The 24,711-nt window shown below is 41.0% G+C and carries 24 protein-coding genes; 19 read left to right on the top strand and 5 right to left on the bottom strand.

Annotated features, from left to right (window positions below; genetic code table 11):
* Positions 1–83 precede the first annotated feature (83 nt).
* Positions 84–1,151 (top strand): recombinase family protein, encoded by a 1,068-nt coding sequence (locus J2T13_RS20455; RefSeq protein ID WP_429374218.1) that lies wholly within the window; start codon positions 84–86, stop codon positions 1,149–1,151.
* Here J2T13_RS20455 and J2T13_RS20450 read toward each other — a convergent pair.
* Complete coding sequence (locus J2T13_RS20450; protein ID WP_429374217.1) at positions 1,075–1,818, bottom strand: NADPH-dependent oxidoreductase; 744 nt, start codon at positions 1,816–1,818, stop codon at positions 1,075–1,077. The genes J2T13_RS20455 and J2T13_RS20450 overlap by 77 nt on opposite strands.
* Before the next feature lie 302 nt (positions 1,819–2,120).
* Between J2T13_RS20450 and J2T13_RS20445 the strand changes: the two genes are divergently transcribed.
* From J2T13_RS20445 to J2T13_RS20430, 4 genes are all read left to right on the top strand, one after another.
* Complete coding sequence (locus J2T13_RS20445) at positions 2,121–2,468, top strand: MarR family transcriptional regulator (protein ID WP_429374216.1); 348 nt, start codon at positions 2,121–2,123, stop codon at positions 2,466–2,468.
* Between the two features lie 238 nt (positions 2,469–2,706).
* The gene (locus tag J2T13_RS20440; RefSeq protein ID WP_429374215.1) at positions 2,707–3,423 is read left to right on the top strand and encodes an ABC transporter ATP-binding protein; all 717 of its coding nucleotides are present in this window, start codon (positions 2,707–2,709) and stop codon (positions 3,421–3,423) included.
* On the top strand, positions 3,423–4,157 hold the full coding sequence (locus tag J2T13_RS20435) for an ABC transporter permease (RefSeq protein WP_429374214.1): 735 nt from the start codon (positions 3,423–3,425) through the stop codon (positions 4,155–4,157). The genes J2T13_RS20440 and J2T13_RS20435 overlap by 1 nt, the downstream gene beginning before the upstream one ends.
* Positions 4,158–4,166: 9 nt before the next feature.
* On the top strand, positions 4,167–4,910 hold the full coding sequence (locus J2T13_RS20430; protein ID WP_429374213.1) for a MerR family transcriptional regulator: 744 nt from the start codon (positions 4,167–4,169) through the stop codon (positions 4,908–4,910).
* 942 nt (positions 4,911–5,852) lie between these two features.
* Here J2T13_RS20430 and J2T13_RS20425 read toward each other — a convergent pair.
* Positions 5,853–7,037, bottom strand: coding sequence for an IS256 family transposase (locus tag J2T13_RS20425; RefSeq protein ID WP_429374212.1), 1,185 nt, complete (start codon positions 7,035–7,037; stop codon positions 5,853–5,855).
* A 381-nt stretch (positions 7,038–7,418) separates the two neighbouring features.
* Between J2T13_RS20425 and J2T13_RS20420 the strand changes: the two genes are divergently transcribed.
* On the top strand, positions 7,419–7,769 hold the full coding sequence (locus J2T13_RS20420) for a hypothetical protein (protein WP_429374211.1): 351 nt from the start codon (positions 7,419–7,421) through the stop codon (positions 7,767–7,769).
* Between the two features lie 221 nt (positions 7,770–7,990).
* Here J2T13_RS20420 and J2T13_RS20415 read toward each other — a convergent pair whose 3' ends face one another.
* Positions 7,991–8,740, bottom strand: coding sequence for a C40 family peptidase (locus J2T13_RS20415; protein WP_429374210.1), 750 nt, complete (start codon positions 8,738–8,740; stop codon positions 7,991–7,993).
* Between the two features lie 187 nt (positions 8,741–8,927).
* Between J2T13_RS20415 and J2T13_RS20410 the strand changes: the two genes are divergently transcribed.
* The 3 genes from J2T13_RS20410 to J2T13_RS20400 all read left to right on the top strand — a co-directional run bounded on the left by J2T13_RS20410 (position 8,928) and on the right by J2T13_RS20400 (position 11,547).
* Positions 8,928–9,296 carry a PH domain-containing protein gene (locus tag J2T13_RS20410; RefSeq protein ID WP_429374209.1) on the top strand — a complete coding sequence of 123 codons (369 nt, stop codon included), beginning with the start codon at positions 8,928–8,930 and terminating at the stop codon, positions 9,294–9,296.
* 174 nt (positions 9,297–9,470) lie between these two features.
* Positions 9,471–10,595, top strand: a complete 1,125-nt coding sequence (locus J2T13_RS20405; protein ID WP_429374208.1) for a GNAT family N-acetyltransferase — start codon at positions 9,471–9,473, stop codon at positions 10,593–10,595.
* Positions 10,596–10,965: 370 nt separating this feature from the next.
* On the top strand, positions 10,966–11,547 hold the full coding sequence (locus J2T13_RS20400; protein WP_429374207.1) for a lysozyme inhibitor LprI family protein: 582 nt from the start codon (positions 10,966–10,968) through the stop codon (positions 11,545–11,547).
* Positions 11,548–11,658: 111 nt separating this feature from the next.
* Here J2T13_RS20400 and J2T13_RS20395 read toward each other — a convergent pair whose 3' ends face one another.
* Positions 11,659–12,318, bottom strand: coding sequence for a M50 family metallopeptidase (locus tag J2T13_RS20395; protein WP_429374206.1), 660 nt, complete (start codon positions 12,316–12,318; stop codon positions 11,659–11,661).
* 320 nt (positions 12,319–12,638) lie between these two features.
* On the opposite strand from J2T13_RS20395, the gene J2T13_RS20390 reads away from it, so the two are divergent.
* The 10 genes from J2T13_RS20390 (at position 12,639) to J2T13_RS20345 (ending at position 24,131) form a co-directional block, all read left to right on the top strand.
* Positions 12,639–13,325, top strand: a complete 687-nt coding sequence (locus J2T13_RS20390; RefSeq protein ID WP_429374205.1) for a response regulator transcription factor — start codon at positions 12,639–12,641, stop codon at positions 13,323–13,325.
* Positions 13,322–14,581, top strand: a complete 1,260-nt coding sequence (locus J2T13_RS20385) for a HAMP domain-containing sensor histidine kinase (protein ID WP_429374204.1) — start codon at positions 13,322–13,324, stop codon at positions 14,579–14,581. Before J2T13_RS20390 ends, J2T13_RS20385 begins: the two co-directional genes overlap by 4 nt.
* A 147-nt stretch (positions 14,582–14,728) precedes the next feature.
* Positions 14,729–15,490 (top strand): ABC transporter ATP-binding protein, encoded by a 762-nt coding sequence (locus J2T13_RS20380; protein ID WP_429374203.1) that lies wholly within the window; start codon positions 14,729–14,731, stop codon positions 15,488–15,490.
* Between the two features lies 1 nt (position 15,491).
* On the top strand, positions 15,492–17,813 hold the full coding sequence (locus tag J2T13_RS20375) for an ABC transporter permease (RefSeq protein WP_429374202.1): 2,322 nt from the start codon (positions 15,492–15,494) through the stop codon (positions 17,811–17,813).
* Positions 17,814–18,157: 344 nt separating this feature from the next.
* Complete coding sequence (locus J2T13_RS20370; protein WP_429374201.1) at positions 18,158–19,747, top strand: ABC transporter substrate-binding protein; 1,590 nt, start codon at positions 18,158–18,160, stop codon at positions 19,745–19,747.
* 94 nt (positions 19,748–19,841) lie between these two features.
* Positions 19,842–20,792 carry an ABC transporter permease gene (locus J2T13_RS20365; RefSeq protein ID WP_429374200.1) on the top strand — a complete coding sequence of 317 codons (951 nt, stop codon included), beginning with the start codon at positions 19,842–19,844 and terminating at the stop codon, positions 20,790–20,792.
* Positions 20,793–20,805: 13 nt separating this feature from the next.
* Positions 20,806–21,714 (top strand): ABC transporter permease, encoded by a 909-nt coding sequence (locus J2T13_RS20360; RefSeq protein WP_429374199.1) that lies wholly within the window; start codon positions 20,806–20,808, stop codon positions 21,712–21,714.
* A gap of 22 nt (positions 21,715–21,736) precedes the next feature.
* On the top strand, positions 21,737–22,747 hold the full coding sequence (locus J2T13_RS20355; protein WP_429374198.1) for an ABC transporter ATP-binding protein: 1,011 nt from the start codon (positions 21,737–21,739) through the stop codon (positions 22,745–22,747).
* A complete protein-coding gene (locus tag J2T13_RS20350) occupies positions 22,744–23,727 on the top strand; it encodes an ABC transporter ATP-binding protein (RefSeq protein WP_429374219.1) in 984 nt (327 codons plus the stop codon). The genes J2T13_RS20355 and J2T13_RS20350 overlap by 4 nt, the downstream gene beginning before the upstream one ends.
* A gap of 17 nt (positions 23,728–23,744) precedes the next feature.
* On the top strand, positions 23,745–24,131 hold the full coding sequence (locus tag J2T13_RS20345) for an OsmC family protein (protein ID WP_429374197.1): 387 nt from the start codon (positions 23,745–23,747) through the stop codon (positions 24,129–24,131).
* A gap of 86 nt (positions 24,132–24,217) precedes the next feature.
* Here the strand turns inward: J2T13_RS20345 and J2T13_RS20340 are convergent, their stop codons facing one another.
* On the bottom strand, positions 24,218–24,604 hold the full coding sequence (locus J2T13_RS20340) for a hypothetical protein (protein WP_429374196.1): 387 nt from the start codon (positions 24,602–24,604) through the stop codon (positions 24,218–24,220).
* Between the last annotated feature and the right edge of the window lie 107 nt (positions 24,605–24,711).

Here is a 24,711-nt window from a genome sequence, read left to right as displayed (position 1 = left end):
CACTCACACTGGCACCTACAAGTGCCCATTTTTTTCTGCCAGGGTGGTCAACTATTGGGTTAGCAAGGTGGTCAACATTTTGATTGACATATACACGGGGTGTAGCGTTTAATAAAAATTCTTTACGAGGTATGTTGAAAAACAAACGATATATTGGAATTTATACTTATAAAGGAACTGAAACTAAGGACGGTTTACCTAGAATTATTTCAGATGAGTTATTCTATCAAGTCGCTGAAATACTAGATAAAAATAAAAAGGCTCCAGCCCGTGCCAAAGCCAAGGAAGAATATTTATTAACCACAAAGCTATTTTGTGGTCATTGTAAAGAGATGATAACAGGGGTTAGTGGAACCTCTAAAACGGGAAAAAGCCATCATTATTATAAATGTAACAATGCTAAAAAGAAAAGTTGTAACAAGAAACCAGTAAAAAAGGATTATATCGAAAACTATGTGGTGGATGAGTGTAGGAAGTTATTAACGGATGGAAATATCTCTAAAATAGTAAAAGAAGTAATTAAAATCTGTCAGAAGGATAACGACCAGTCAGAGATTAAACGGTTGAACAAGTTACTTAAAGAAAACGAGCGCAAAAAGAATAATATTCTCAATGCTATTGCAGAATGTGATATTGATTCCGTTCGTAAGCCCATGTATGGACACCTTGCTATGTTGGAAACGGAAAAGGAAAGTTTAGAAAAGCAAATCGCCGTTGAACAATTGTCTCAAGTTGAAATTTCCGAATCAGAGATCAGATTTTTCTTATCACATTTAAAAAATGGGAACATCAATGATGAGAAGTATCGTAAAACGTTAATCAATGTATTCGTGAATTCCATCTATCTGTATGATGATAAATTGACGCTTATTCTAAATTCCAGTGACCGTCCAGTAACCGTGGAGAAAAGTCTTATTGAAGAAGTTGAAGCTAGTAATAAGGAGTTTGAGAGTTCGTTTTTAGATTGTGTTCCTCCATACTTTAAATCCACAACCGAATCCGGTTGTGGATTTTGCATTTCAGGGATAAGAAGCTATAGGATCAGGTCAACATGCTCTTTATACACAATTCTTATTATTTCAAATCAAATCCTTTACTTTTTACATATTCCGTATATCCGCCCAACGGCAAATCTTTATCCAGCATGGTAATGAATTTCCCGGACCAGCTTGCCTTTTGTTTGTTATTCGTTCGTGCGCCGTAGTACTCCTCGATTTCCTGGTCATATCTTTCAACCTTTGCTTTAAGATCCCGGTCATATCGGTTTTCAAAGAAGACGGCGGACCGCGGCAACCGCGGTTTTTGCTCGGGGAACTCGTCGGGAACGCCTACTGCAAGACCTGCCAAAGGAATGACGAAGTCCGGCAGTCCAAGCCATTCGTCCAGTGCGGGCAGGGCCTCGTTAATTCCGCCGATGATCACGGCTCCGAGTCCCATCGATTCGGCCGTCACATTGGCATTTTGCAAGGCAAGCGCGGCGCTCAGCACCGCGGTTTGGTAAATATACGAGAAACTCAGGTTACGGGCCATTTTTTCTTGTTGGTCTGGGCCGGCGGCCAACATGATCCGATGAAGATCGGTGCAAAAAATAAAGAAGTACCCGCATTCCTCAATCCACGGATTTTTCGAATGCATCGCGATCTTCTTCCGCAGTTCCTGATTAGTGACGCCGATGATCGAGAACGGCTGCATATGCGCCGAGGTCGGTGCCATTTGCGCTGCATCAACAATGGCTTGAATTTGCTCGCCAGTCAACGGAATATTTTTAAACTTACGTATGGAGCGATGCTGGCGGATCACTTGAATGACCTCATTCATTAAAATTCCCTCCAAATAGATAGTTTCTGTTGAAGCTATATGAAGACCGCGTTTCGCCAAATGGTTTACATGGAAACCATAATAACAAGAAAAAGTAATCCTGTAAAATGGTTTCCTTGGAAACAATAATATAATGAAAAGAAAAAAGGTAGGCTTGCCTAATGCCAGATATGAATGATGATTTGTTTCAGCTCAAAAACCGCATCGAAAAGTCAGTGTACCGGCTCCTCATCAGCGAAACCGATGAGGACCAGGATCGGCTTTGGCTCATGTAGCACATCTCTGACGACCGGCTAAAAAAAATGCTGCCCCACCTATCCGTCTCAAGCCTGCATGTGTTGGACGTCATCAATAGGCATGAAGGTATTAAAGGGGTCGATATCGCCCGCGATATGGAGATAACGAAAGGGGCCGTCTCCAAAATTACCCGCAAATTGCTGGATCAGGGTCTGATTCGAAAAACCCAGCTACCGGACAACCTGAAAGAAATTTATTTCTCCGTGACACCGCTCGGCGCCGAATTGGCCGAACTGCATCAGGTATTCCACCAGGAGAAGGATCAAAAATCAATGAAATTGTTAACAAGTTTTGATGCAGCGTCGTTGGAAATCGTGGCAGATTTTCTGGAGAAGCTGGCCAGCCTGAAATAGGGCGCGGGTGCTCCGATGGGTAACGGGTTTGTTCCGCCACGGTTCGCCTCCATATGAAAGATCCACAACTCTAGAGTTGTGGATCTTTTGCATTTCCATGATTTTAACTATCAGTGTAAGTTCTACATGTTTCTAAAAGAAAGTTAAGATTGCAGGTACTTCAAACCCTCCATTAAGACACCACCCTATAGATCTTTTGTTATAGTTACGTCCTAAGACTTATTTAGGAGGTTAGAACATGGTATTAAAGGTCGAATATTTGTCGGTAACATATGCTCAGAAAACGGCAGTCAATCGAATTAGTTTTCAAGTAAAGTCCGGGCAAGTCATTGGATTACTAGGTGCAAATGGGGCAGGAAAATCTTCAAGCATTGCTGCAGTGCTTGGTATTGAAAAAAGCACTCATGATGAGCTTGTCATAATGGACAAGTCACCGCTACGCAATCGAAAGGAGATATTTGAACAAGTAGGTGTGCAGTTTCAAGAAACCCATTTCCAAGATAAACTAACCGTTTCTGACGCATGTGAGCAGTGGAAATCACTTTATAAGAAAACGGCAGACGTACCTACTTTATTACAAACCTTTGGATTGGCAGGTAAGGAAAAGCAGCTTATTAAATTGCTTTCTGGTGGGGAGCGCCAACGTCTGGCTGTACTTCTTGCTCTAATTCATGAACCGAAGCTTGTATTTCTAGATGAATTGACAACAGGGCTAGATACGAAGGCTCGTCGAATGCTATGGAAGCATCTCTTAGCCATGAAAGCAGATGGTTTGGCGATCGTATTAACATCACATTACATGGATGAGGTTGAAGCGTTATGTGATGAGATATTAATTCTGCGTGAAGGTCAAACCGTCTTTCATGGAACCATCCAGGAGGCTTTAGTCGCTAGTGGGAAAACAACACTTGAAGACGCATATCTACATTTTGCTGGCGAGGAGGAACAATGGTGATGAGAACAATGACTGCACTTTTAAAAATAGAAGGTAAGCTGGTGTGGAAAGGTATTGATATTTTAATTTTCGGTATTTGTTTTCCAATCATTTTGGCGACCCTGTTTGGTTACTTGCTTAGTAAAGATGCTTCGGCAGGTGTATCTAACTTCGAATTATCCTACGCAGCCGTTATAACTATTGGTGTGCTTGCAACGGGAGTCATGGGTTTGCCGCTAACCATTGCTGATTATCGGCACCGAGGCATTCTTAAACGATTTCAAGTCACGCCGGTATCACCTTTACAGATTTTATTCGCGCAAGGTCTAATTCAGCTTTCTTCTGCCCTTGTTTCATTCATTGGCGTTACCCTCGTATATTATGTATTGTTTGATTATCAAATTGTTGGCTCCTGGCTTATGTTTTTGAGCGTATATGCTTTTGTTATTGTAGCTATGTACAGTATTGGTGTTCTTATTGGTAGTGTTGTACCGGATCAAAAAGCAGCGAATGTATGGAGTTCCGTCGCTTACTTTACGATGTTGTTGTTCTCAGGTGCGACGATTCCGTATGAAGTGATGCCGCGATTCTTTCAATGGCTAATGGACATACTACCTTTGTCCCATGGTATTCATTTATTGAAGCTGGTAAGTACAGGTGGAGACATGGCGGGTATGGCAGTGCCGATTTTGGTATTAGGCATTTGTACGGTTATCAGCTTGGTTGGGGCGTTCAAATTTTTTAAATGGAAGTAGGATTGTGGGATGTACAAAACCAAAGAAATTGCGGCATTAGTTGGGGTACATCCTAACACCGTACGGATTTATGAAGAATGGAAATATATCTCGTATGTTCCGAGAAGTAAGAATGGCTACCGCATGTATTCAGACTTGCATTTATTTCAACTGAAAATAACCAGAATCGCATTTCGTTGTGAAATTGTTCAAGGGTTAATCCGGGCAAAGGCCAGAGCCATTGTTGAAGCTAGCGGTAAAGAGGACTTTAAGCAAGCACTAGAGCATGCGTTAGCATATTTGTCCCATCTGGAAAGGGAATATAACCGAGCATTAGAAGCCATAGAACTTTCGGAGCAGTGGATGAGTGGAATGAGACCTGTTTCTGCTCAAACGTATACACGGAAAGAGGCAGCCGAGGTTCTGAACCTCTCCCCTGAAGTTTTGCGAAATTGGGAACGTAATGGATTAATCACAGTCCCCCGACTTTCAAATGGATCTCGTGCATATACAGAGAATGAAATAACACGATTGAAAATTATTCGTACTTTAAGGACGGCACATTATTCAATGAGTGCGATCCTTCGGTTAATGAATACAGCTGAGGAAATAAGGGGGAGTGATATTAATATTAAAAAAGTACTCGAAACACCTGAAGATCATGAAGATATTATTTCGGTGACAGATCGTTTAACCTATTCCTTAGAGGAAGCTATGGAGTCTGCAAAAGAGCTTATATTGTTGCTTATAGCAAAACTGGGCATAGAGATATAACATTTCATTTGTGAAGCTAGAAACCATTCCGGCGAATTGTGGATTTACCACGCCACGGCTCGCCTCCATTAGAAGAACCCGCTTAGTGAGCGGGTTCTTTCTCATTCATGGACTAAATTGTAGACCAAATGTAGACATCAGGATTTATGGAGGTCTATTTTTAAAAGATGTTGTAGACGAGATGTCTACAACATCTTTTATTTAGTCACGATGTGGATGGATAAATGTTACATTTATAGTTCGCCGATAGGAAACACCCTTGGAGTATGAGTTTATTATAGAGTCTGTTAAAGGGAAAAAAGCCTATACATCCATCAGGCATTTTATGAATAAGGTGGATGCTGATGATTTTCTAAGTGATTATAAAGAGTTACAGAATGCAGAATTACTTATAGAGTTCTGAGTGGTCGAGGTGTGAAATATAATATAAATAATGGTGAATTTAAAATAGAAATAGAAGGTAGTTTAATTAGAAACCTAATAATGTAAGAATGTTAGGGGAGTCCCAATTCCCCCGTCTCCGCTACAAAACCCAACCTGTATTAAGTTTGGGTTTTTATATGTGTTCTGAAATAGTATACGGATTGTAGACATTTAGAGAGTTCGTATCTATTTTTTATGTATCTTGTAGACGACATGTTATAAGTGGGAGGTATGAACTTTGGTAGTTTTATCTACATTGTCAGATGGCTCCTAACGTTCTCTATACGTGTTTAAACCCGTGAGAAGACTGTACGGGAATAATAGTAGTTTTAATATGAACTGCTTATTGTAATGATTACAGGGGCATGGAAACCGTGTGATAATAAAAAACGTGAACAAATGGATAAATTATATAACATATGTGCTATTATTCAGACAATTAATTTACAAGATATTCTAGTTAAGGCAGCGTCAAGAATTATGTGTAAATGAAAATAACCTTGTCTTGTAGAAATAGTGTTAGGCTTTGGTGGAGAACATAGCTAGCAGTTCTGAGCGAGCTTGATCAAAACCAATATGACAACGTGTAGCAAAGCGTTGGTTATAGCTTTCAAACTGTGAAACCAAGAACTTCTCTAAGGCTTCTTCATGCGGAAATTGTTCCTTGCGCTTTGTGTATTTCTTAATCTGTTTATTAAACGATTCGATTAAATTTGTCGAATAAATGCTTCTCCAAATAGGCTTTGGAAAGCTATAAAACGTGAAGATGTAGGGATTTTCTCGTAGGGAATTAACGACCTTAGGATAAGCAGCCTTCCACTTGTCACAGAAGGTTGCTAGAGCTGCTTTACCAGCTTCTTCATCGTCGGATCGATAGACGGATTTGAAGTCCTCACAGACCTCTGCCCGATCTGAGACTCGAACTTTATGTGCAATATTTCGTGCTAAATGAACACAGCATGTTTGGTACTTTGCTTGCGGGTAGATCTCTTGAATCGCATTCATAATACCTGTGAGTCCATCGGAAATAAATAGAAGGATTTCTTCGGTGCCACGCTCTTTTACGTCCTGGAGCAGTTCTTTCCAGATGTATGCAGATTCGGTCGGTGCAACGGCGTAAGAGAGTACTTCCTTGGTGCCATCCTCACGAATTCCTACGGCAATGTAGATCGCTTCCTTTGATACCGTTTTACGTTTAACAGCGATGTAAGTCGCATCGATATAGACGCACACATAACGCTTCTCAAGTGGTCGTTTCATAAAAGCATCAACATGTTCGACCATTACTTTGGTCATGTTCGATACGGTTTGCGGCGTGTAGTGGTGACCATACATTTTCTCAATTAGGTCGGCAATCTCCGTCATCGTTACACCCTTTTGAAACATGTGAATGACGAAGGATTCTAGCGTGTCATTCGAGCGTTTATACGGTGGTACAGTCTGTTGCTTAAACTCTCCATTACGATCTCGGGGAATGTTTAACTGTAGGTCCCCATACTCAGTGTGAAGCGTACGGCAATAGCCACCGTTACGAGAATTACCTGAATTCACGCCTATACGGTCATATTTTTCATAGTCTAGGAATGCAGTAAGTTCCGTCTCTAGCAGATGATTCATGGCAGACTCTAAGTGACTGCGAAATACTTCCGTTACATCTTGCTTTGTGACTAGAGCTTGGACTAAATCTGTTGTAAAATGATTCATAGGGAAGACCTCTCTCTGTGAATTTTGTGTGGTAACTCAATTCTACAAGAAAAGGTCTTCCTTTTTCTATTTATCTATTTACACATAATATTTTACGCTCTCCTAGTTAAACCAGAGAGAAGAGTGTAAAATATATTTATAATTATTACATCCTCTATTATTGAAATAATATTTTTTGGTTTAATATAATAACATCGAAGGAGTCTTGTAAATGAGGTTAATGAGTTTTCGAGTAAAACAGTTTCGATCTGTTGAAGATAGTGGTTGGATTAACACGAATGATGTATAAATAAGCTTGAGTGTGACCCTTTTGAACATGGTGTTATTTGTTCGGTAGCATATGGAAAATGTGAAAACTGTGGAATTACTCGTAATATTAACTTGGATGAATTTTATAATACAGTTAAAGATCTATCATACTTTAGCCCAATAGTTAATGTTGATGTATACCTAGACGATGATATGCCAAGCTATATGGTTGGCAATATAAGAATTGGTGCGGTAAACATAAATCGTATTGATGGAACAGTTACTCATAGTAATAATCTTTTGGATAATAGGGAATTTAGTGTTGAAGAAGATATTATTAAATATGTAAGTAGGGAGCTGAAAATTCAGGACGATATGGCCCGCTATTTGAAGTGGAATATTTTTACAAGTCCTGATGGGGACGCTCCCGAGCGTCCTTCCGGCAGCCGCAAAGGAAGGCCAGGAAGAGCCGGATTTGTTTGAGGAGGATTTTACGTTCTGACATTTGTTCGACCAAGAGAGGACTGCGTTTAACCGCTGTCCTCTCTTTTTCTATGACCTTGCACGCGTGGTCGCATGCGGTTAAAACATCCAGGCACCTATTTGTGTGACACGGCCGTCATTCTCTGTCGGTGCGGGAATGATTGAACCTGTGAAAGTATTCGGGCAATTCAAAACCACCAGAGACCAGCACAGCTAAAAAGTTAATCAAGAATACTTCCTCCAAGGATGAAGCGGTTATTCAGCTGCCTCCACGTCAATTCGCCAATATGAACGCCGCCGCTGTTCTTAGAAGGGCAATGAATGATCTTTCCATTCCCCATATAAATACCTACATGGGTAATGATCTTATCGGATGGCTTCAAATTTTCATAGTCAGATGCGTTGTCTCCTCTATAGCTAGAAAAGAATAACAAATCACCGCGCTGTGCCTCTTTCAGTGAAGTATATTTTTTTTTGGAAAAGGCCTTAACATATGCAGCTTGACTCCTCGAATCCCACGGCAAGTGCATATCCAATGAAGTCATGAACACCCACTGTATATAATCAGAACAGTCGAAGGTAGAAGGCTCAGTTCGGTCAGAACCATACACGTAAGGGGTTCCTATATAAGACTCAGCGGTTGTGATGACATTCTCCACATCATTCTTATGGCTCAGACCAATGGAAGGTTTAGGGTGTTGCTCGATGAGTGGTAATCCATTCGGATCTAATAATGTCTTTTGGTTCGGATCTGCAGTGTAACCCCGTAGGCGGTGGGCATTAAATCGTTGTTCAACACCTAAATCTCCGAAGTACAGATCGGGGTCATTGGTTTGTTCTTCTGTAACTATTTTTGTCTTGTGGTCATTAACGGAGCGTGGGCGTATATCATGGTTTGAAGAGCATGCAGATATCAGGATAAAGCTACAGCTTAATCCTAAGGTTAGCACCTGAACCCATAGCTTTTTCACAATTTCACGAGCCTCTCTAAGATAGTATGATTTTAGAATGTCTCTATTTGTTTTATTTGATTCAAAAATGATGGGAAGGTTCGAACGTTAGGCTTGGGAGAAGTCGAATTAGATGGATGATAGAGGAATAAAAGGGATAATGTCGAATAATACCATCAGATAATAATATGATCAGGGGGCTGGGTAAATGGCGGCAACTCAAAGTGTTTTAGAATGGACCTTGGTTTCAGAGTGTCCGATTCCGCAAGATGTTAACGATATCCTAGTAAGTGGAGAAGTAGCTGTTGCAGCATATAAAACCTTTCGAGATTCGGCTATTTTTACGAACAAGAGGCTAATTGTGAGGGATGCACAGGGTTTTACAGGCAAAAAGATTGAAATATATTCCTTACCTTATTCCTCTATTAATATGTGGTCCACAGAGAACGCGGGTGGATTTCTGGACACTAATTCGGAAGTTGAGCTGTGGACACGGGCAGGTCATATCAAAGTGAAATTGCAAAAAGGTGTAGATATTCGCAAGTTTGATAAGCTGATTGCTAATGCGATTTTGTGAGACTAATCGATAAAGATAACATGTAAATCCACAACCGCATAAGGGTGTGGATTTTGCTTTTTTTCGTTAAAACCCCAATATTTTAACACCTTATGTAGTTAACTTGTTTTCTAATGGATACATAAACACTTATTGGCTGATTCATATTTGGCTAACAACTAGGAGGAAACATTCTTGATATTCAGATTGATACAGGATCATGAACTAGGACAAGCGGTGACATTAGTGGAAGATGTATTCTGTACAGAGGGGGATCGTTATATGGAATCCTCGTTTCCAAGCCTATTCCGACCTGGAATAAGTCATTCTTATGGAGCATTTGATGAACAGGGTAAGATCGTGTCATTTATGGGGATGGTACCTGTAATGATTAAATCACTGAACGCTTCTTTATTCGCCTTTTCTATGGGTGCAGTATGTACGGATCCTCAATACCGAGGTCAGGGGATTGCAAGCAAATTATTAGATTTATGCCAGCAACATGCCCGTGAAGCTGGAGCCTCTTTGTTGTTCATATCGGGAGAGCGCTCCTTGTATACGAGAGTAGGTAGTGTCCATTTTGGTAAATCTAGAAAATTTGTGATTGACGCAGATATGACATACGGACTCACACAGGGTTCATTACCCTGGAAAATACGTGATATGGAACCTACGGATATTTTTACAATTCATGCGCTGCTACATCGTCAATCGGCAGCGATTCAATGGGGGATATCTGACTTACAACAAGCTATTTGTGCCCAACCTGTTGCCAATATTCAACGTCAGGACCAACACATATTCGTGGCTGAGTCCACTAACCAAGAACCCGCCGCTTTTGTTGTATTAGCCATTTCTAAGAGTCATGAGGGTGGCGAAGAACCCATAGGTACTGTTGTGGAGTGGGCAGGAACATCAGCTGCCGTCATTGCACTTCTATCCCATTCGATCCGACAATTCCATTTATCTTCGTTGACTCTCATGGTAACTTGGGAACAAACAGAGCTCGCAGATCTTCTGGATCATGCCGGAGTAAAACCGACTTCGTATGAATCCAATGCAGGAACCGTTCTAGTCGTGGATGGCGCTACACTAATCTCTCAAGTCGGATTAGATAGGACTAGTGATCAGAATATGAATATCGCTGTTCTGCCAGACGGCAGTTATGAATTGACTACGCTGGATAGCGTCACTACGATCGCTAACGAGGCTGAGCTCTGTTCGCTATTATTCGATCCCGATTCACCCATCACAACGTCTGGAAATACCAAAGTGAAGACTCTACCGCTACCCTACATGTATGGGTTGTACTTTATTTAGTTTATATAGAAGAGAGTGCTTCAAAATTAAGTGAACAACGCTGGAATGAGGTCTATGCATCCTCACGGGCGCGCATTACTGCACATTACTCGCTAAACTTTCTCAACATCACAAGACGTCGCTTTGTGGATTTACCACGCCACGGCTCGTTGCCATATCTAGTACCAGAAGAGACGCCTTAATGGGTGTCTTTTTTTCATCTTTGTATTCGTTAAGCCATCTTTTATTGCTAGCTATTTCTCCAACGGACTCCCATAACGCAACAATATTCGTCGAGTATTCGTCTATCGTTATAAGGTTGCCATAAATCAGACACCTGAAAATGGCGGAGGTAGAAAGAAAAATAATTGGATAATAGGAGAGACAACAGATGAGAAAGCTAATGATATCGACCTTGCTAACATGTATTTTAATAACAGGGTGCAGTAATAACGTGAATGAGGGTTCGAATATACAGCAACCAGTACCAATAGAACAAGAGGAAACGATCAAAGAAGAAAAGAACGAAGTAGATAAGGAAGTAGATAAGATTGAAGAAGAAAAGATTGAAAAAGAAGAAGCGCCTACGATAGAGAAAGAGATTGCCACTTCAGAGAAAAAGGAAGAGTATATCCAAAAGCTAAATGCTATAGAAGAAGGTCTTGCCGATTTACAAGACCTATACGAAGAGGGAACAACAGTATCCATGAAAACTGCGGCAGGAGAAACGTATAAAAGATGGGATACTGCCTTAAATGAAATATATAGTGTGTTAAAGGAACAGCTATCCACAAGCGAAATGGCTGGATTAAAGAAAAAGCAATTGAATTGGATAACATTTAGAGATGAAACAGCGAAGGATGAATCACTAGAATATAAAGGTGGAACTATGGAGTCATTACAATACACCGCTTCTCTATTACGAATTACAAAAGAAAGATGTTATGAGTTAGTGAAACAATATATGAAGTAATGAACAGGAAGTTTGTTTAAATAGAACAAGAATCAAACGGTGAGCATGTCAACAATGCACACCGTTTGATTCTTTTTTTGATTGTTTTACGGAACATGAATTTAAGCGGGTTCAACGTTTTCTCCAGAACAGCTGAAGGGCAACCTTAGCACACCCTAGGGAAAAGAGGAAAAAGAGCAGCCCCCATAAGAACGCTGGGAGAACGGTCATATTCGCCAGATTGGTGGCATCTCCAGCTTGTTTCGGATGGCTGAGCGCTCTCAGCCCGAGTGTGAGGGGCCCGACAACCGATTCTTCGAGACAGAGAAAGGCGAGCAGCAAATAATAGAAATTTCGAACTTTGGGTCCAAGATAATAAAAAATGAGATTCACGATGATGAATACAATCAGCCACCATAACCCGTAACCTGAGTGTACGAAGAAGATGATCGACAGGAGCGCTAGAGCGGTAATTGTTAGAAGACCTGTAGCCTGTTTTTGTTTGGCATAACCGTAGAACATCAGAATGGCGAATAGAGAGGCGGACGTGTAACCCGCCAAGGAAACAATGATCGGGCTCCAACCTGAAGTCAGGATGGAATACGTTACGCCACTGTGATCCGGGTTCAACTCGATGCTGAGTACTTGACCGGACATGATCAGGGTCATCACCGCGTGTCCAAGTTCGTGTATCATGGTGTCGAGAATACGAAACCAGGATGAAAAGGGAATCAGCCGAGTTAAAAAGGCAGAACTCACGAGAAATATAGCTGCTTTAAGCCATTTGTTCATTAGAATATCCTTTCAAGAATAAAGTCATTCGCTATAAATGGAGCCGTAATATAGGTTCGTTTAATAGGGAACATAGCAAGAAAAACCACGAATCATATAGATAGCATACGATATCCGAGCGTAAGCCACAACCGCATCCGCTTCGCTGGACTTGAGCAAAGTAAAGATGAGAAAAATGAATGTTTGGATCACCATTGTCATGAGTTGGGGGGAATGCCTTTCGATCATATTTAATTAAAGATACCGGAATCCTCCTAACTTATGGTACATTATCGAAGTAACAATTGGGTTATCATTCTATTGTCTAATGGAGAGCATATATGAACTATGATTGTTTAATTGTAGATGATGAGATTGTCCTTGCTGAGACAACAAGTGAGTACTTTAATATGTTTGAGGTCACATCTGCTTATGTCACTAGTGCAGATGCTTGTGTACAGTTCTTAGAAGAAAATGAAACATCACTGATCCTTCTGGACATTAATCTGGGTGATACATCGGGATTTGATTTGTGCAAAAAATTGCGGCAAACCACGCAGATTCCCATTCTGTTTATTAGCGCACGCTCTAGCGATGACGATATTCTGATTGCACTCAACATAGGTGGAGACGATTACATACACAAGCCATATACACTTAGCGTGTTGCTTGCCAAAGTTAAGGCCGTTCTCAAACGGTATGGGGGCAATAGCAACTCCGCTGAAATGCTAGAGTTTGGCCAGGTCAAGATCGATTGTATGCTTTGTCGTGTCCGTGTCAACGGTGTAGATATCAAGCTTAAGACGTTGGAATATAAACTGCTCTGTTATTTAGCGAACAATAAAAATAGAGTGGTCTCCAAGGATGAGTTGTTTCACAATGTATGGGGTGATTCCTTTACCGGAGATGGAACACTCAATGTACATATCCGTCATTTGCGCGAGAAGATTGAAGTCAATCCCACTGAACCACAATATATCAAAACCATATGGGGAACGGGATACGTCTTAGAGGATGGCGGAATATGAAGGCAAAATGGTTATTGTTAACGATCTCTGCTGTTTTAATTGCTGGCGTCATCTTGTCTATTCTAGTGATCGAGACTAAGTTAGAAACCGACGTGGATATTGTCGCTGTGAATAAGGTGTTAAAGACGATTGAAAGCCAATGGGGTCATTTGGAACAAGGAGACTACAGCGCTCTAAAGCAGCAATTTTACGTTATAGATAACAGTGAAAACCTACTATACCAAACTGCTAGCGTGACCCCCACGACAATAAACGATGCCATTAGAAATAGAAATACGATCGTAGACGTGATGCAAAAGGGTAGTCTCATGGGCAAGCTTATCATTCATAATGATGACAAAGAAATTGTGCGGCATATGAAGGAACGGCTTGTGGTCATCATCGTTCTGACATTTATGACGATAACGTTACTGTGCACGCTCTATATATTATTGTTAAATCATAGCGTATTTAAACCGTTCAAAAAGCTGCAGAGCTTTGCTGTAAATGTAGCGAGAGGCAATTTGGACATTCCTTTAACAATGGATAAAAACAACCTGTTTGGTGCTTTTACCGAAAGCTTTGACATCATGCGCGAGGAATTAGCTGCAGCGCGTCAGAGTGAATATGATGCAAATCGCAGCAAGAAGGAGCTAGTTGCCAGCTTAAGCCATGACATCAAAACACCAGTTGCCTCTATTAAAGCAGTGAGTGAATTGATGCTGATTCGTGCTGCCGATGACAAAGTAATGAAGCAGTTAAACACGATCTATTCGAAAGCAGAGCAAATCAATCTATTAGTAACCGATATGTTCCATGCGACTTTAGAAGAACTGCAAGAGTTAAAAGTAACGGTTACTGAGGAATTAAGTGGTGTCCTAAATGGGATGATTGAGAATGTGAATTACGATGATCAAATTAGCTGTGATCCGATTCCGGAGTGTATCATTTTAACGGATGTAACGCGCCTACAACAAGTATTTGATAATATTCTGAGCAATTCCTATAAGTATGCGGGTACCTCTGTCACAATTACTGCTCTTGTCACGTATACGCATTTAGAACTTCGTATTATGGATTATGGAAGTGGCGTCCATAGCGATGAATTACCGCTCGTGTTTAACAAATTTTATCGAGGGAATAACGTAGCAGGCCACAGTGGGTCAGGGCTTGGTTTATACATTTCCAAATATTTTACGCAGAACATGCAAGGGGATATTGAATGTCATAACCGTGAGGACGGTTTTACTGTTATCCTGAGAATCAAGCTCGCCTAAGCGATTTAAGAATTGGTTAAGGATTGGATAAAGATTAAATAAGAATTGCTCTTGTATGCTAGGACTGTAATCTTTATTGCAGTCTTATTTGTTTAGGAGCGAATAGGAGCAATGCAATTATAAATACGAGAATAGGGTGGTTAATCCATGCAAAATAGGCTATTAAGAACAGAGAAATTATGCAAAACGTTTTCCAGTGGTGGCGTTCAACAGCATGTACTGAAGAACCTGGACATCAGCCTGCTGGAGGGGGATTTTACGGTTATCATGGGCAGCTCGGGTTCAGGGAAATCCACCCTCCTCTATGCACTTAGTGGTATGGATAAGCCGTCATTAGGTGAAATACATTTTGAGAAGAGGAATATCTCCAAGCTGAATAACGACCAACTTGCGATTTTTAGAAGGAATAATTGCGGGTTTGTGTTTCAACAGGTCTATTTACTAGACAATATGAGTGTTCTAGATAATGCATTGGCGAGCGGCTTGCTGGTGAGTAAGAACAAGCGGGACATCGTGGCAAAAGCCAAACAGTTACTTTCCCAAGTGGGATTAAATGAAGCGGCATGGGGGAAATTCCCCTCACAGCTCTCAGGTGGTGAAGCGCAGAGGGCAGGCATCGTGCGCGCATTGATCAACAGTCCAAGAATCGTGTTCGCAGATGAGCCAACGGGTGCACTTAACTCTGCTGCAAGTGATAGTGTCCTGGATGTCTTGACCGCGGTCAATTTAAATGGACAGAGCATCGTGATGGTCACGCATGACATCAAAACAGCTTTGCGGGGAAACAGAGTACTCTACCTCCGTGATGGCGTGATTTGTGGAGATTTACAGCTCGGTGCCTTCGATGTGGAGCATAACGATGATCGGCATGAGAGGCTAAAAGCATTTCTCGCCGAAATGGGGTGGTAAGATGAAAATCATTAATCTTGCCAAGGCCAATATTAGAAAAGGAAAGAGTGCGGCATTATCATTATTTATTTTGATTTTTGTTGCCAGTTTACTGCTCAGCGTAGGCATAACCGTTATTTCCAAAATGAACACCTTCTACGACGATAAGGTTGAAGAACTGCATGATCCACATATAAGCATCATGATGAACCATGCAAACTATAAACAAGCCTATGGCGACTTCTTTAAAAACAATCCTGGCGTGAAAGAAACAGAAATGGAAACGATTATTTTGATGGAAGCAGCTAAATTTCGGTATGGTGATAGCGATATGAATAGCGACGCTGCGCTGCTTAATGCGGATGCCAAGCGGAATTTTTCACCTCTGAAGTTGACCGAGAAGCTGGATACGATTCATGACAATGATATCTATGTATCCTACAGCTTTAAAGCAAGTGGGGGCTACAAACTAGGGGATACCTTCACCTTGACCTATCAGGAAAAGGCCTATAGCTACCGTATCGCGGGATTCTATGAAGCAACTTTGCTGGGTACACCCAGTATGGGCATTATGAAATTCCTTTTACCGGATGTTGCGTATCATCAGTTGTCTGATCAATTAGGGGAGACAGCGGAAGGAAACTTTTTGTCCGCAACTCTTAACGATAATAAACAATCGACTACATTGCTTAATGATTTTAATAAGAAATTCCCGAATCAGAGTTGGGAGACGGATATCGAGACGACGAAAAGCGTGGGCACGATGACGATCAATATTGTCTCCATGATTTTGGTTGCGTTCGCAGCGGTAATTGTGCTTGTCGCCCTGATTGTCATTAAGTTCCGTGTGACGAACAGTATTGATGATGGCATCGTTAATATCGGCGTCCTGAAAGCAGTAGGTTACACGAGCAGGCAAATTCTTGCCTCTATCATTTTACAGTTTATGCTCATTACATTTTCTGCAGGTATTGTTGGCGTTGCTACCTCTTATGCTGTGATTCCCGTATTTGGTGACATTGTCTCATCTTTAACGGGACTGCAGTGGATTCAGAGCTTCGATATAGTGGCTAATGTTCTCAGTATTCTCATTGTTGCCGTATTGGTGATGGTAGTGACATTGCTCGCCTCCATACGCATCAGGGAACTTCATCCTGTCGCTGCGCTGCGGGGTGGTATTATGACGCACAGTTTCAAAAGGAATCCTTTCCCGCTTGAGAAGACCAAGGGTGGACTCCAGTTCGTGCTTGCTTGCAAGACAATCATTATAAATAGTAAGCAGAACATCATGATTGCTTTTATTATCGTCGCCATTACCTTTGCTTCGGTCTTCTCCATTGTGCTGTATTACAATGTTGCGTCAGATAAAACGGCGTTTGTTCATCTTGTCGGTGCGGAGACGTCGAATGCTATTATTCAGTTTAAATCTTCAGCGGACAGTACTAAGCTGCGTTCAGCTATTGAACAAATGGATGGCGTAGCAAAGACAGTTATCCTAGACTTCACTTCAACGAGGATTGACGGGCAAGCCATATATATGAATATCTCGGATGATTTCAGTAAACTGGAGAACCAGACAGTCTATGAAGGCCGATTTCCGCAATACGATAACGAAATTGCTATATCTTGGGGAGTGTCAAAGCTCCTTCATAAAGGCATCGGCGATACTGTAAAGGTGGAGGTAGACAATGCATCCCGTCCCTTCTTGATTACAGGGATGAGCCAGTCGATTAGTAATATGGGGCAAGCCGCCTATTTAACTTTGCCTGGGATACAACAGGTCATTCCCGACTATAAAGGCACTTTAATCAATGTTTATCTGAAAGGGATAGATAATGCTAGTTTTATCCAGAACATCAAGGCACAATACGGGAATATGACAGCGGATATAATCAACGTAGATGAGACGATAAGCAGCCAAACTAGTATCTACATTTCAGCTGTATTTGCCGTCATGGTTATGATTCTTGCAATAACTGTACTGGTCGTTGTTCTGATACTCTTTCTCGTCATCAAAACCATGATACTCAAGCGTAAAAGAGAATTTGGAATTTTGAAAGCAACGGGGTACACCACGCTCCAGCTTATGAATCAGATTGCGATGAGCTTTGTTCCGATTGTGATCGTAGGTGTACTGATCGGCGGTGTGCTCGGCTGTCTATATACCAATTCGATGCTTACGCTACTACTCTCTGGAGCGGGCATTCACAACGTCCAGTTCATTGTGAATATTCCCCTTATCATTATTCTTTGCATCGGACTTGTTGTGTTGGCCTATCTAGTAGCGATGTTAGTAGCAAGGCGGATCAAGCGGATATCAGCTTATGGCTTGATTACAGAATAGGACTTAACAGGAAGTGGTTTAAACAAAAAAGGAATCAAACGGTGCGCATGTCTACAATGGCCACACGTTTGATTTTTTTCTATAGTGACCGATATGTTCCATGCGACTTTAGAAGAACTGCAAGAATGAAAGGTAATGGTGACTGAGTAATTCCTATAAATATGCGGTGCCTCTGTCAAGATTACTTCTGCGGGTCGACCTAATATTGTGTTGACAATTCTTAAATAATAGACTAGTATTCTATTATTAAATTAAACCAATGAGATAACTAGGTTTAATGAATCGAGAATCGGTAGAGATATGTTGTTCAACATCGAAACTTAAGACACATCAGGGGGATTAAAATGAAATTTAAAAAGATTAATGTACTGGCATCTGTGTTATTATTGACGATATTACTTGTCGCATGCGGTAAAGAAAGTGCAAACGTAAAGGACAAAGAAACAGAAACAGGAACAGAAACCAGTTCAGTTCAAGAATATAAAAATGAATTGAATCTAGCACTTACAGCACAGCCGCCAACGTTAGATTCGGCTATAACTGTGTCGCAAGCAGCATTGGATACAGCAGGTAATATTTTCGAACAACTGTATACACTCAATGCTGATTATGAGCCGACACCTATGCTTGCTGAATCCGTAGTAGTCAGTGAAGACGGGTTGACGTACACTTTCGTACTTCGCCAAGGTGTGAAATTCCATAATGGTAAAGAGATGACCTCTGAAGATGTTGTGGCATCGATGAATCGTTGGGTAGTTACATCATCGCGTGCCAAATTACTATTAGCGAATGCAAAGTATGAGGCTGTTGATACATATACAGTAAAGTTAACCGTAGAAAAACCATCATCTGATGTTCTAACCATTATGTCTGCTCAAGCACAGTTTCCGGCTATTATGCCCAAAGAGATTGTAGAATCTGCACCAGCAGAAGGTGTTACTGAATATATCGGAACAGGCCCTTATAAACTCCAAGAATGGAAGCAAGATCAGTACATTCACTTAGTGAAGTATGAAGATTACCAATCCGTAGATGCTGAGCCGAGTGGATTTGCAGGGAAAAAAGATGCACCTACAGAAAATATCTATTATTATTTCGTAACAGATCAATCTACGCGTATTGCAGGCTTGAAAACTGGAAAGTATGACGTCGCTGATAGCATTCCAATTGAGAATTATGATGAACTTGCAGCAGACAAAAATCTTGAATTGCAATCCATCGCGGATGGTGCTTTAACCGCATTCTTAAATACAAGTGAAGGATTGTTAGCGGATGATAAAATCCGTCAAGCGATTATAGCTGCACTTAATGACGATGAAATTATGTTAGCCAGTTTTGCAAATCCGGAATTATATTCGTTAGCACCAGGTTACTTAAACGCAAAATCGGCACAATGGGGAAATGACGCCGGTAAGGAATATTACAACCAAGCTAACCCGGAAAAAGCTAAGCAATTGCTTGCAGAAGCAGGATATAATGGGGAAGAAATTACCTTGCTTACAACAAAGGATTACGCTGAGATGTACGCCGCAACATTAGTCATTCAGGAGCAGCTTCGTCAAATTGGTATGAATGTAAAGGTTGATACCTATGAATTCGCTACATTCTTAGAAACAAAAGGCGATCGTAGCAAATGGGATTTGTTCGTAGCAAGCACAGGTTACCAAGTAACACCACCACAACTGTTAGCTGTTAATCCGGATTGGGCTGGATTAGATAATGAAACAGTGAAGAGTTCACTAGTGGCTATCCGTGAAGCAGCTACGCCAGAAGAGGCTAAGAGTGAATGGGAAAAGCTACAAGGTTTCTTATATGAATTTGGTTCTTCGAGTGTTATCGGTCATTACAATAGTGTTGTAGCTATAACCAAGTCAATTGAAGGGTTCAAACTTTTCGAGGCACCCATTGTATGGAATGCAAAAATAGCGAAGTAATTAGCATATGGAGGGTGTTATAAGTTACCCTGAGTAACTTATAACATCCTCTTTTCTTTCGATGACAAACAAAATATATAAATGAGGGGTTTTAGTGCTAGCTTATATTACAAAAAGAATTTTATCGCTGTTTCCTGTATTGTTCGTTGTCACCATGGCTATTTTTTTAATCATTCACATTACACCTGGTGATCCCGCAGCTGTGATTTTGGGAATTGAAGCATCACAAGAGGAAATAGAAGCGCTCAATGAGGGACTTGGATTAAATCGTCCGATCCACGTGCAATATATAAATTGGGTTTCTGATTTATTAAAGGGGGATTTAGGCGATTCTATCTTTATGCACCAGCCCGTCACTGAGGCGATTGTCGAGCATATTGGACCGACACTTTCTTTGGCAATTCTGGCACAATTCATAGCACTTATTCTAGCCATCCCATTTGGAATTATTGCCGCTTATAAACGAGGGTCTAAGGTGGACTTTTCTCTAATGAGTGTATCCTTGCTCGGAATGGCCATACCAAGCTTTTTATTAGGTCTATTTCTAATGCTAATTGTAGGTGTTCAGCTTCAGTGGCTACCAGTGGCAGGCTATGAGCCGCTTAGTAATGGGATATGGGCACATCTTCAATATTTAATTCTCCCAGGCATTTCCTTGGGGGCAATCCAGGCCGCGCTTATTACAAGAATGACTCGTTCGTCTATGCTGGAAGTTCTAAACTTAAATTATATTAAAACAGCTCGTTCAAAAGGTTTAAATGAGATGAAGGTGTTGCTTAAACATGCTTTTCGAAATGCCTTTCTACCAATCCTCACTGTAATCGGACAAACGTTCGGTGTTTTAGTTACAGGAGCAGTTGTAGTGGAGTCCATTTTTAATATTCCTGGCTTAGGACAGTTAATATTGAATTCGATTGCAAGAAGAGACTTTGCGGTTATACAAGGTGTTGTGCTTTTCGTAACGATCATATATGTAGTCATAAATTTAGTCATCGATTTACTATACGGTTTTGTCGATCCACGTGTTCGTTTGGACCGCAAATAGAGAGGGGTTCAATATGATTACACTTCAGGAGAAAGAAACGATAGCTCAAATGAGCGAGAAATTAAAAAAAGAGCAACGTACATTACGATATCGGCGTATGAAATCCAATTATGGATTGTTAGTTGGCGCGGCAATTATTATTCTATTCATTCTACTTGCGATAATGGGTCCATTATTCACACCGTATGGTCCCTATGAAATGAGTGTCATGGATCGATTATTGGCGCCGAGTGCTGAACATTGGCTAGGTACAGACGAGTTCGGTCGGGACTTGTTAACAAGAGTCATTTATGGTGCAAGAGTGTCCATCAGCGTAGGACTCATTGTTGCGCTCCTTTCTTCGACTTTCGGATTAATTATTGGGCTTTATGCTACTTATTATAGAACATTAGACCATATATTAATGCGCATTTGTGATGGATTGATTGCGATTCCTGGTATTCTGCTTGCTATTGCATTAATGGCGGCACTTGGGGCATCTGCATTAAATGTCATTATTGCATTAACGATTGTGTTTACACCTAATATTGCACGAGTCGTAAGATCGACTGCGTTGGTGGTTCGTGAACAAACTTATATTGAAGCTATGCATGCTCAAGGTGCTAGTAATTTCCGTATTATCTGGTTACATATCGCGCCAAATACGTTATCGCCTTTACTCGTACAAGCGACCTTCGTGTTTGCTGAGGCTATTATCTCAGAGGCAGCATTAAGTTTTCTGGGAGCTGGAATTCCTGCTCCGGAAGCGAGTTGGGGCAATATTCTACAAGCGGGAAAAATGGTGATTTATAAGGCCTGGTGGATGGTTGTTTTTCCGGGTGTATCCATTATTTTATCTGTTCTCAGTTTGAATTTATTAGGCGATGGCCTCCGTGATTTTTTAGATCCTCATGTGAAGCATAAGCACAAGAAGTCAACATAATGATCAAGTTGGAGGTATTACCATGAACAAAGAGCCTCTATTAGAAGTTAAAAATTTAAAAACACATTTTCATACAGAGCGAGGAAGAGTGACGGCAGTAAATGGGGTCAGTTTTTCAGTGAATAAAGGAGAAATTGTCGGCATAGTAGGGGAATCTGGATGCGGGAAGAGTGTGGTGTCTCAGTCTATTCTAAGATTGCTTGATCATACGGATTCGGTAGAGTATGAAGGCGAAGTTAGATTTGAGAATCAGGATCTGCTTTCATTGTCGCTTTCCAAATTGCGAGCCATTCGGGGGGATGAGATCTCGATTATTTTCCAAGATCCTCTTTCTTCGCTTAACCCTGTGTATACCATTGGTAATCAAATTGAAGAAGTACTGCGCTTGCATCAGAAAAAGTCAAAAAAAGAAGCACATAAAAAAGCGATTGAAATTTTGAGATCAACAGGTATCCCTTCTCCGGAAATACGAGTAAATGAATATCCTCATGAATTATCAGGGGGCATGCAACAGCGAGCGATGATCGCTATGGCTCTTTCTTGTGAGCCGAAGCTCTTAATTGCAGATGAGCCGACAACTGCGTTGGACGTTACGATTCAGGCGCAAATTCTAGAGCTAATCGTTGAATTAAATCAAAAACTGGGTATGGGTGTTTTGTTTATTACGCATGATTTAGGGGTTGTATCTGAAATTTGTACAAGCGTGAAAGTGATGTATCTAGGGCAGATTGTTGAAGATACGACGAAGGAAAGATTATTTGGAAATCCGTTACACCCATATACACAGGGATTGATCAAGTCCATACCACAATTGGAAGGAAATCGTCATGAAAAGCTGCACGTGATTGAAGGGACGGTCCCCTCTTTATCCGATATTCCACAAGGATGTAGATTTTCGACGAGATGTCCTTTTGCCGATGAACAATGCTTTAATGAGGAGCCATTGATGGAGAAAGTGGATACGGAGCATAGCGTTAAATGCTGGCATTATGCAAAAATAAACAACATAGAGGCGGGGGGCAAAAGGTGGTGAATCCAACAACGAATAATCCGATTCTAGAAGTTATTTCGCTTCAGAAGAAGTTTCCGGTGTATGGAGCGTTTGGAAAATTGTTCGGGACTAAATCTTATGTGAACGCGGTGACAGATGTTTCTTTTCGATTGTATGAAGGAGAAACGTATGGATTAGTTGGAGAATCAGGGTCGGGTAAAAGTACAACGGGCCGCACAATATTAGGGTTAACTCCTGCAACCTCAGGCCAAGTGATCTATCAAGATAAGGATTTAGTGAAGATATCGAAGAATGAATTTCGGAAGCTCCGTAAAGATATTCAACTTGTCTTTCAAGATCCTTTCTCCTCATTGAATCCTAGAAAAAGAATCGGAAATATTTTAGAGGAACCACTCATTATTCATAAGATGGGGAGTCGGACTGAGCGCCAGGAACAAGTATTTAGTATTCTAAAAACAGTTGGATTACAGCCAGAGCATTACTTCCGATATCCGCATGAATTCTCTGGAGGTCAACGGCAGCGATTAGGCATAGCACGAGCCTTAATTATGAATCCAAAAATTATAATATGTGATGAGCCGGTGTCGGCGCTGGATGTTTCAATTCAATCGCAAATTCTAAATATACTGAAACAATTGCAAAAGGAGCTAAAATTAACGCTTTTATTTATTACACATGATATTAGTGTAGTCCGTTACATTTCAGATCGCATCGGCATTATGTATCTAGGAACCATTGTAGAGGAAGCTTTAACAGATGATTTATTCAATGAGCCATTACATCCGTATACGAAGGCACTGTTCTCCGCCGTACCTGATTTCACTCGTAATCGTTTGAAAGAACGGATCATTCTAAAAGGCGAAATCCCTTCCCCATTATCTCCGCCCACGGGCTGTGTATTTCATACGCGCTGTCCAATTGCGATAGAAAAATGCAAAGTTGAAGTACCAACTTTAAGGGAAGTACAGGCCAATCATTGTGTTGCTTGTCATCTAATCTAAATAAAGGGGTTTTAATTATGACAACAGTTAAGTACGCAGAAGGACAAAATGAAATATACAATGAGGCGGGATTACAAATCATTGGGAGTACTGCGCCAAATCAAAGTGGCTTGTCTCCGAGAGAATTGCTAGAGGCATCTTTGGGCTTGTGTGTGGCAATTTCTCTCCAAAAGATACTAGATTACGATAAGAAAGAATATGATAAATCTTCGATAGGTGTTGAAGTTACGGCTGTGAAGGCAGCAGACGGAACGAACAGATTCACAAACTTCAATGTACAAGTTAAGTTACCATCAACATTAGATCCAACATATAAAGAGAAGCTAATGACTGTAGTGGAGCGTGCTTGTACAATTGGCAATACACTCAAGGGAGAGGCAATCATTGAGACAATTGAAATTTAACCTCCATATGCAGTATTAAAGGCAGACACCCTGAGGTGTCTGTTTTTTCTTATTACAAAAAGACACCTTGAGGGGTGTCTTTTACGTTAAGCTATTAAACCTTTGAGTCCCCCCATCAGGGGCATAATCGTCCTAATCATTTTATAACCCATTTGCATAAAAGGAACAGCTTTTTGTATCATTCCTAGAAATCCAATGGAACCTGCAGTCCCAGCTCCCGCGGCCCCTATCCCTCCTGCATTCCCCAAGAGTGAGCCAAATAACGGCATAAGTCCAGATACGGTTGCTTTTTGCGAATGAGAGTGTGAGTTTCTTGTGGATTTTCTAGGACTACGTTGTTCAGAGAGGATCAGACCTTGCTTCTCAATCCCGCTTATCCACCCAACATAGGAACGTCCATCATGCAGAGTAACACGGACGGGTCGACCCTTCAGTTGTTGTGCCCGCTTGCGGACCCTTGTTGAACTTGACATAAGTGAATCACCTCGTTGTCCTTTTTTATTCTATCATACTCAAATCATCACATGTTACCTGTGCTGTTAGCCGTAAATGATATACAAGTTATGTAATTTGGACACTT

Origin of the sequence: Paenibacillus sp. DS2015 (assembly GCF_050433705.1) — a bacterium.
Taxonomy (GTDB): domain Bacteria; phylum Bacillota; class Bacilli; order Paenibacillales; family Paenibacillaceae; genus Paenibacillus_AQ.
The sequence above is the reverse complement of the archived record's forward strand: the minus strand, read 5'-3'. Positions and strand labels throughout refer to the sequence as shown.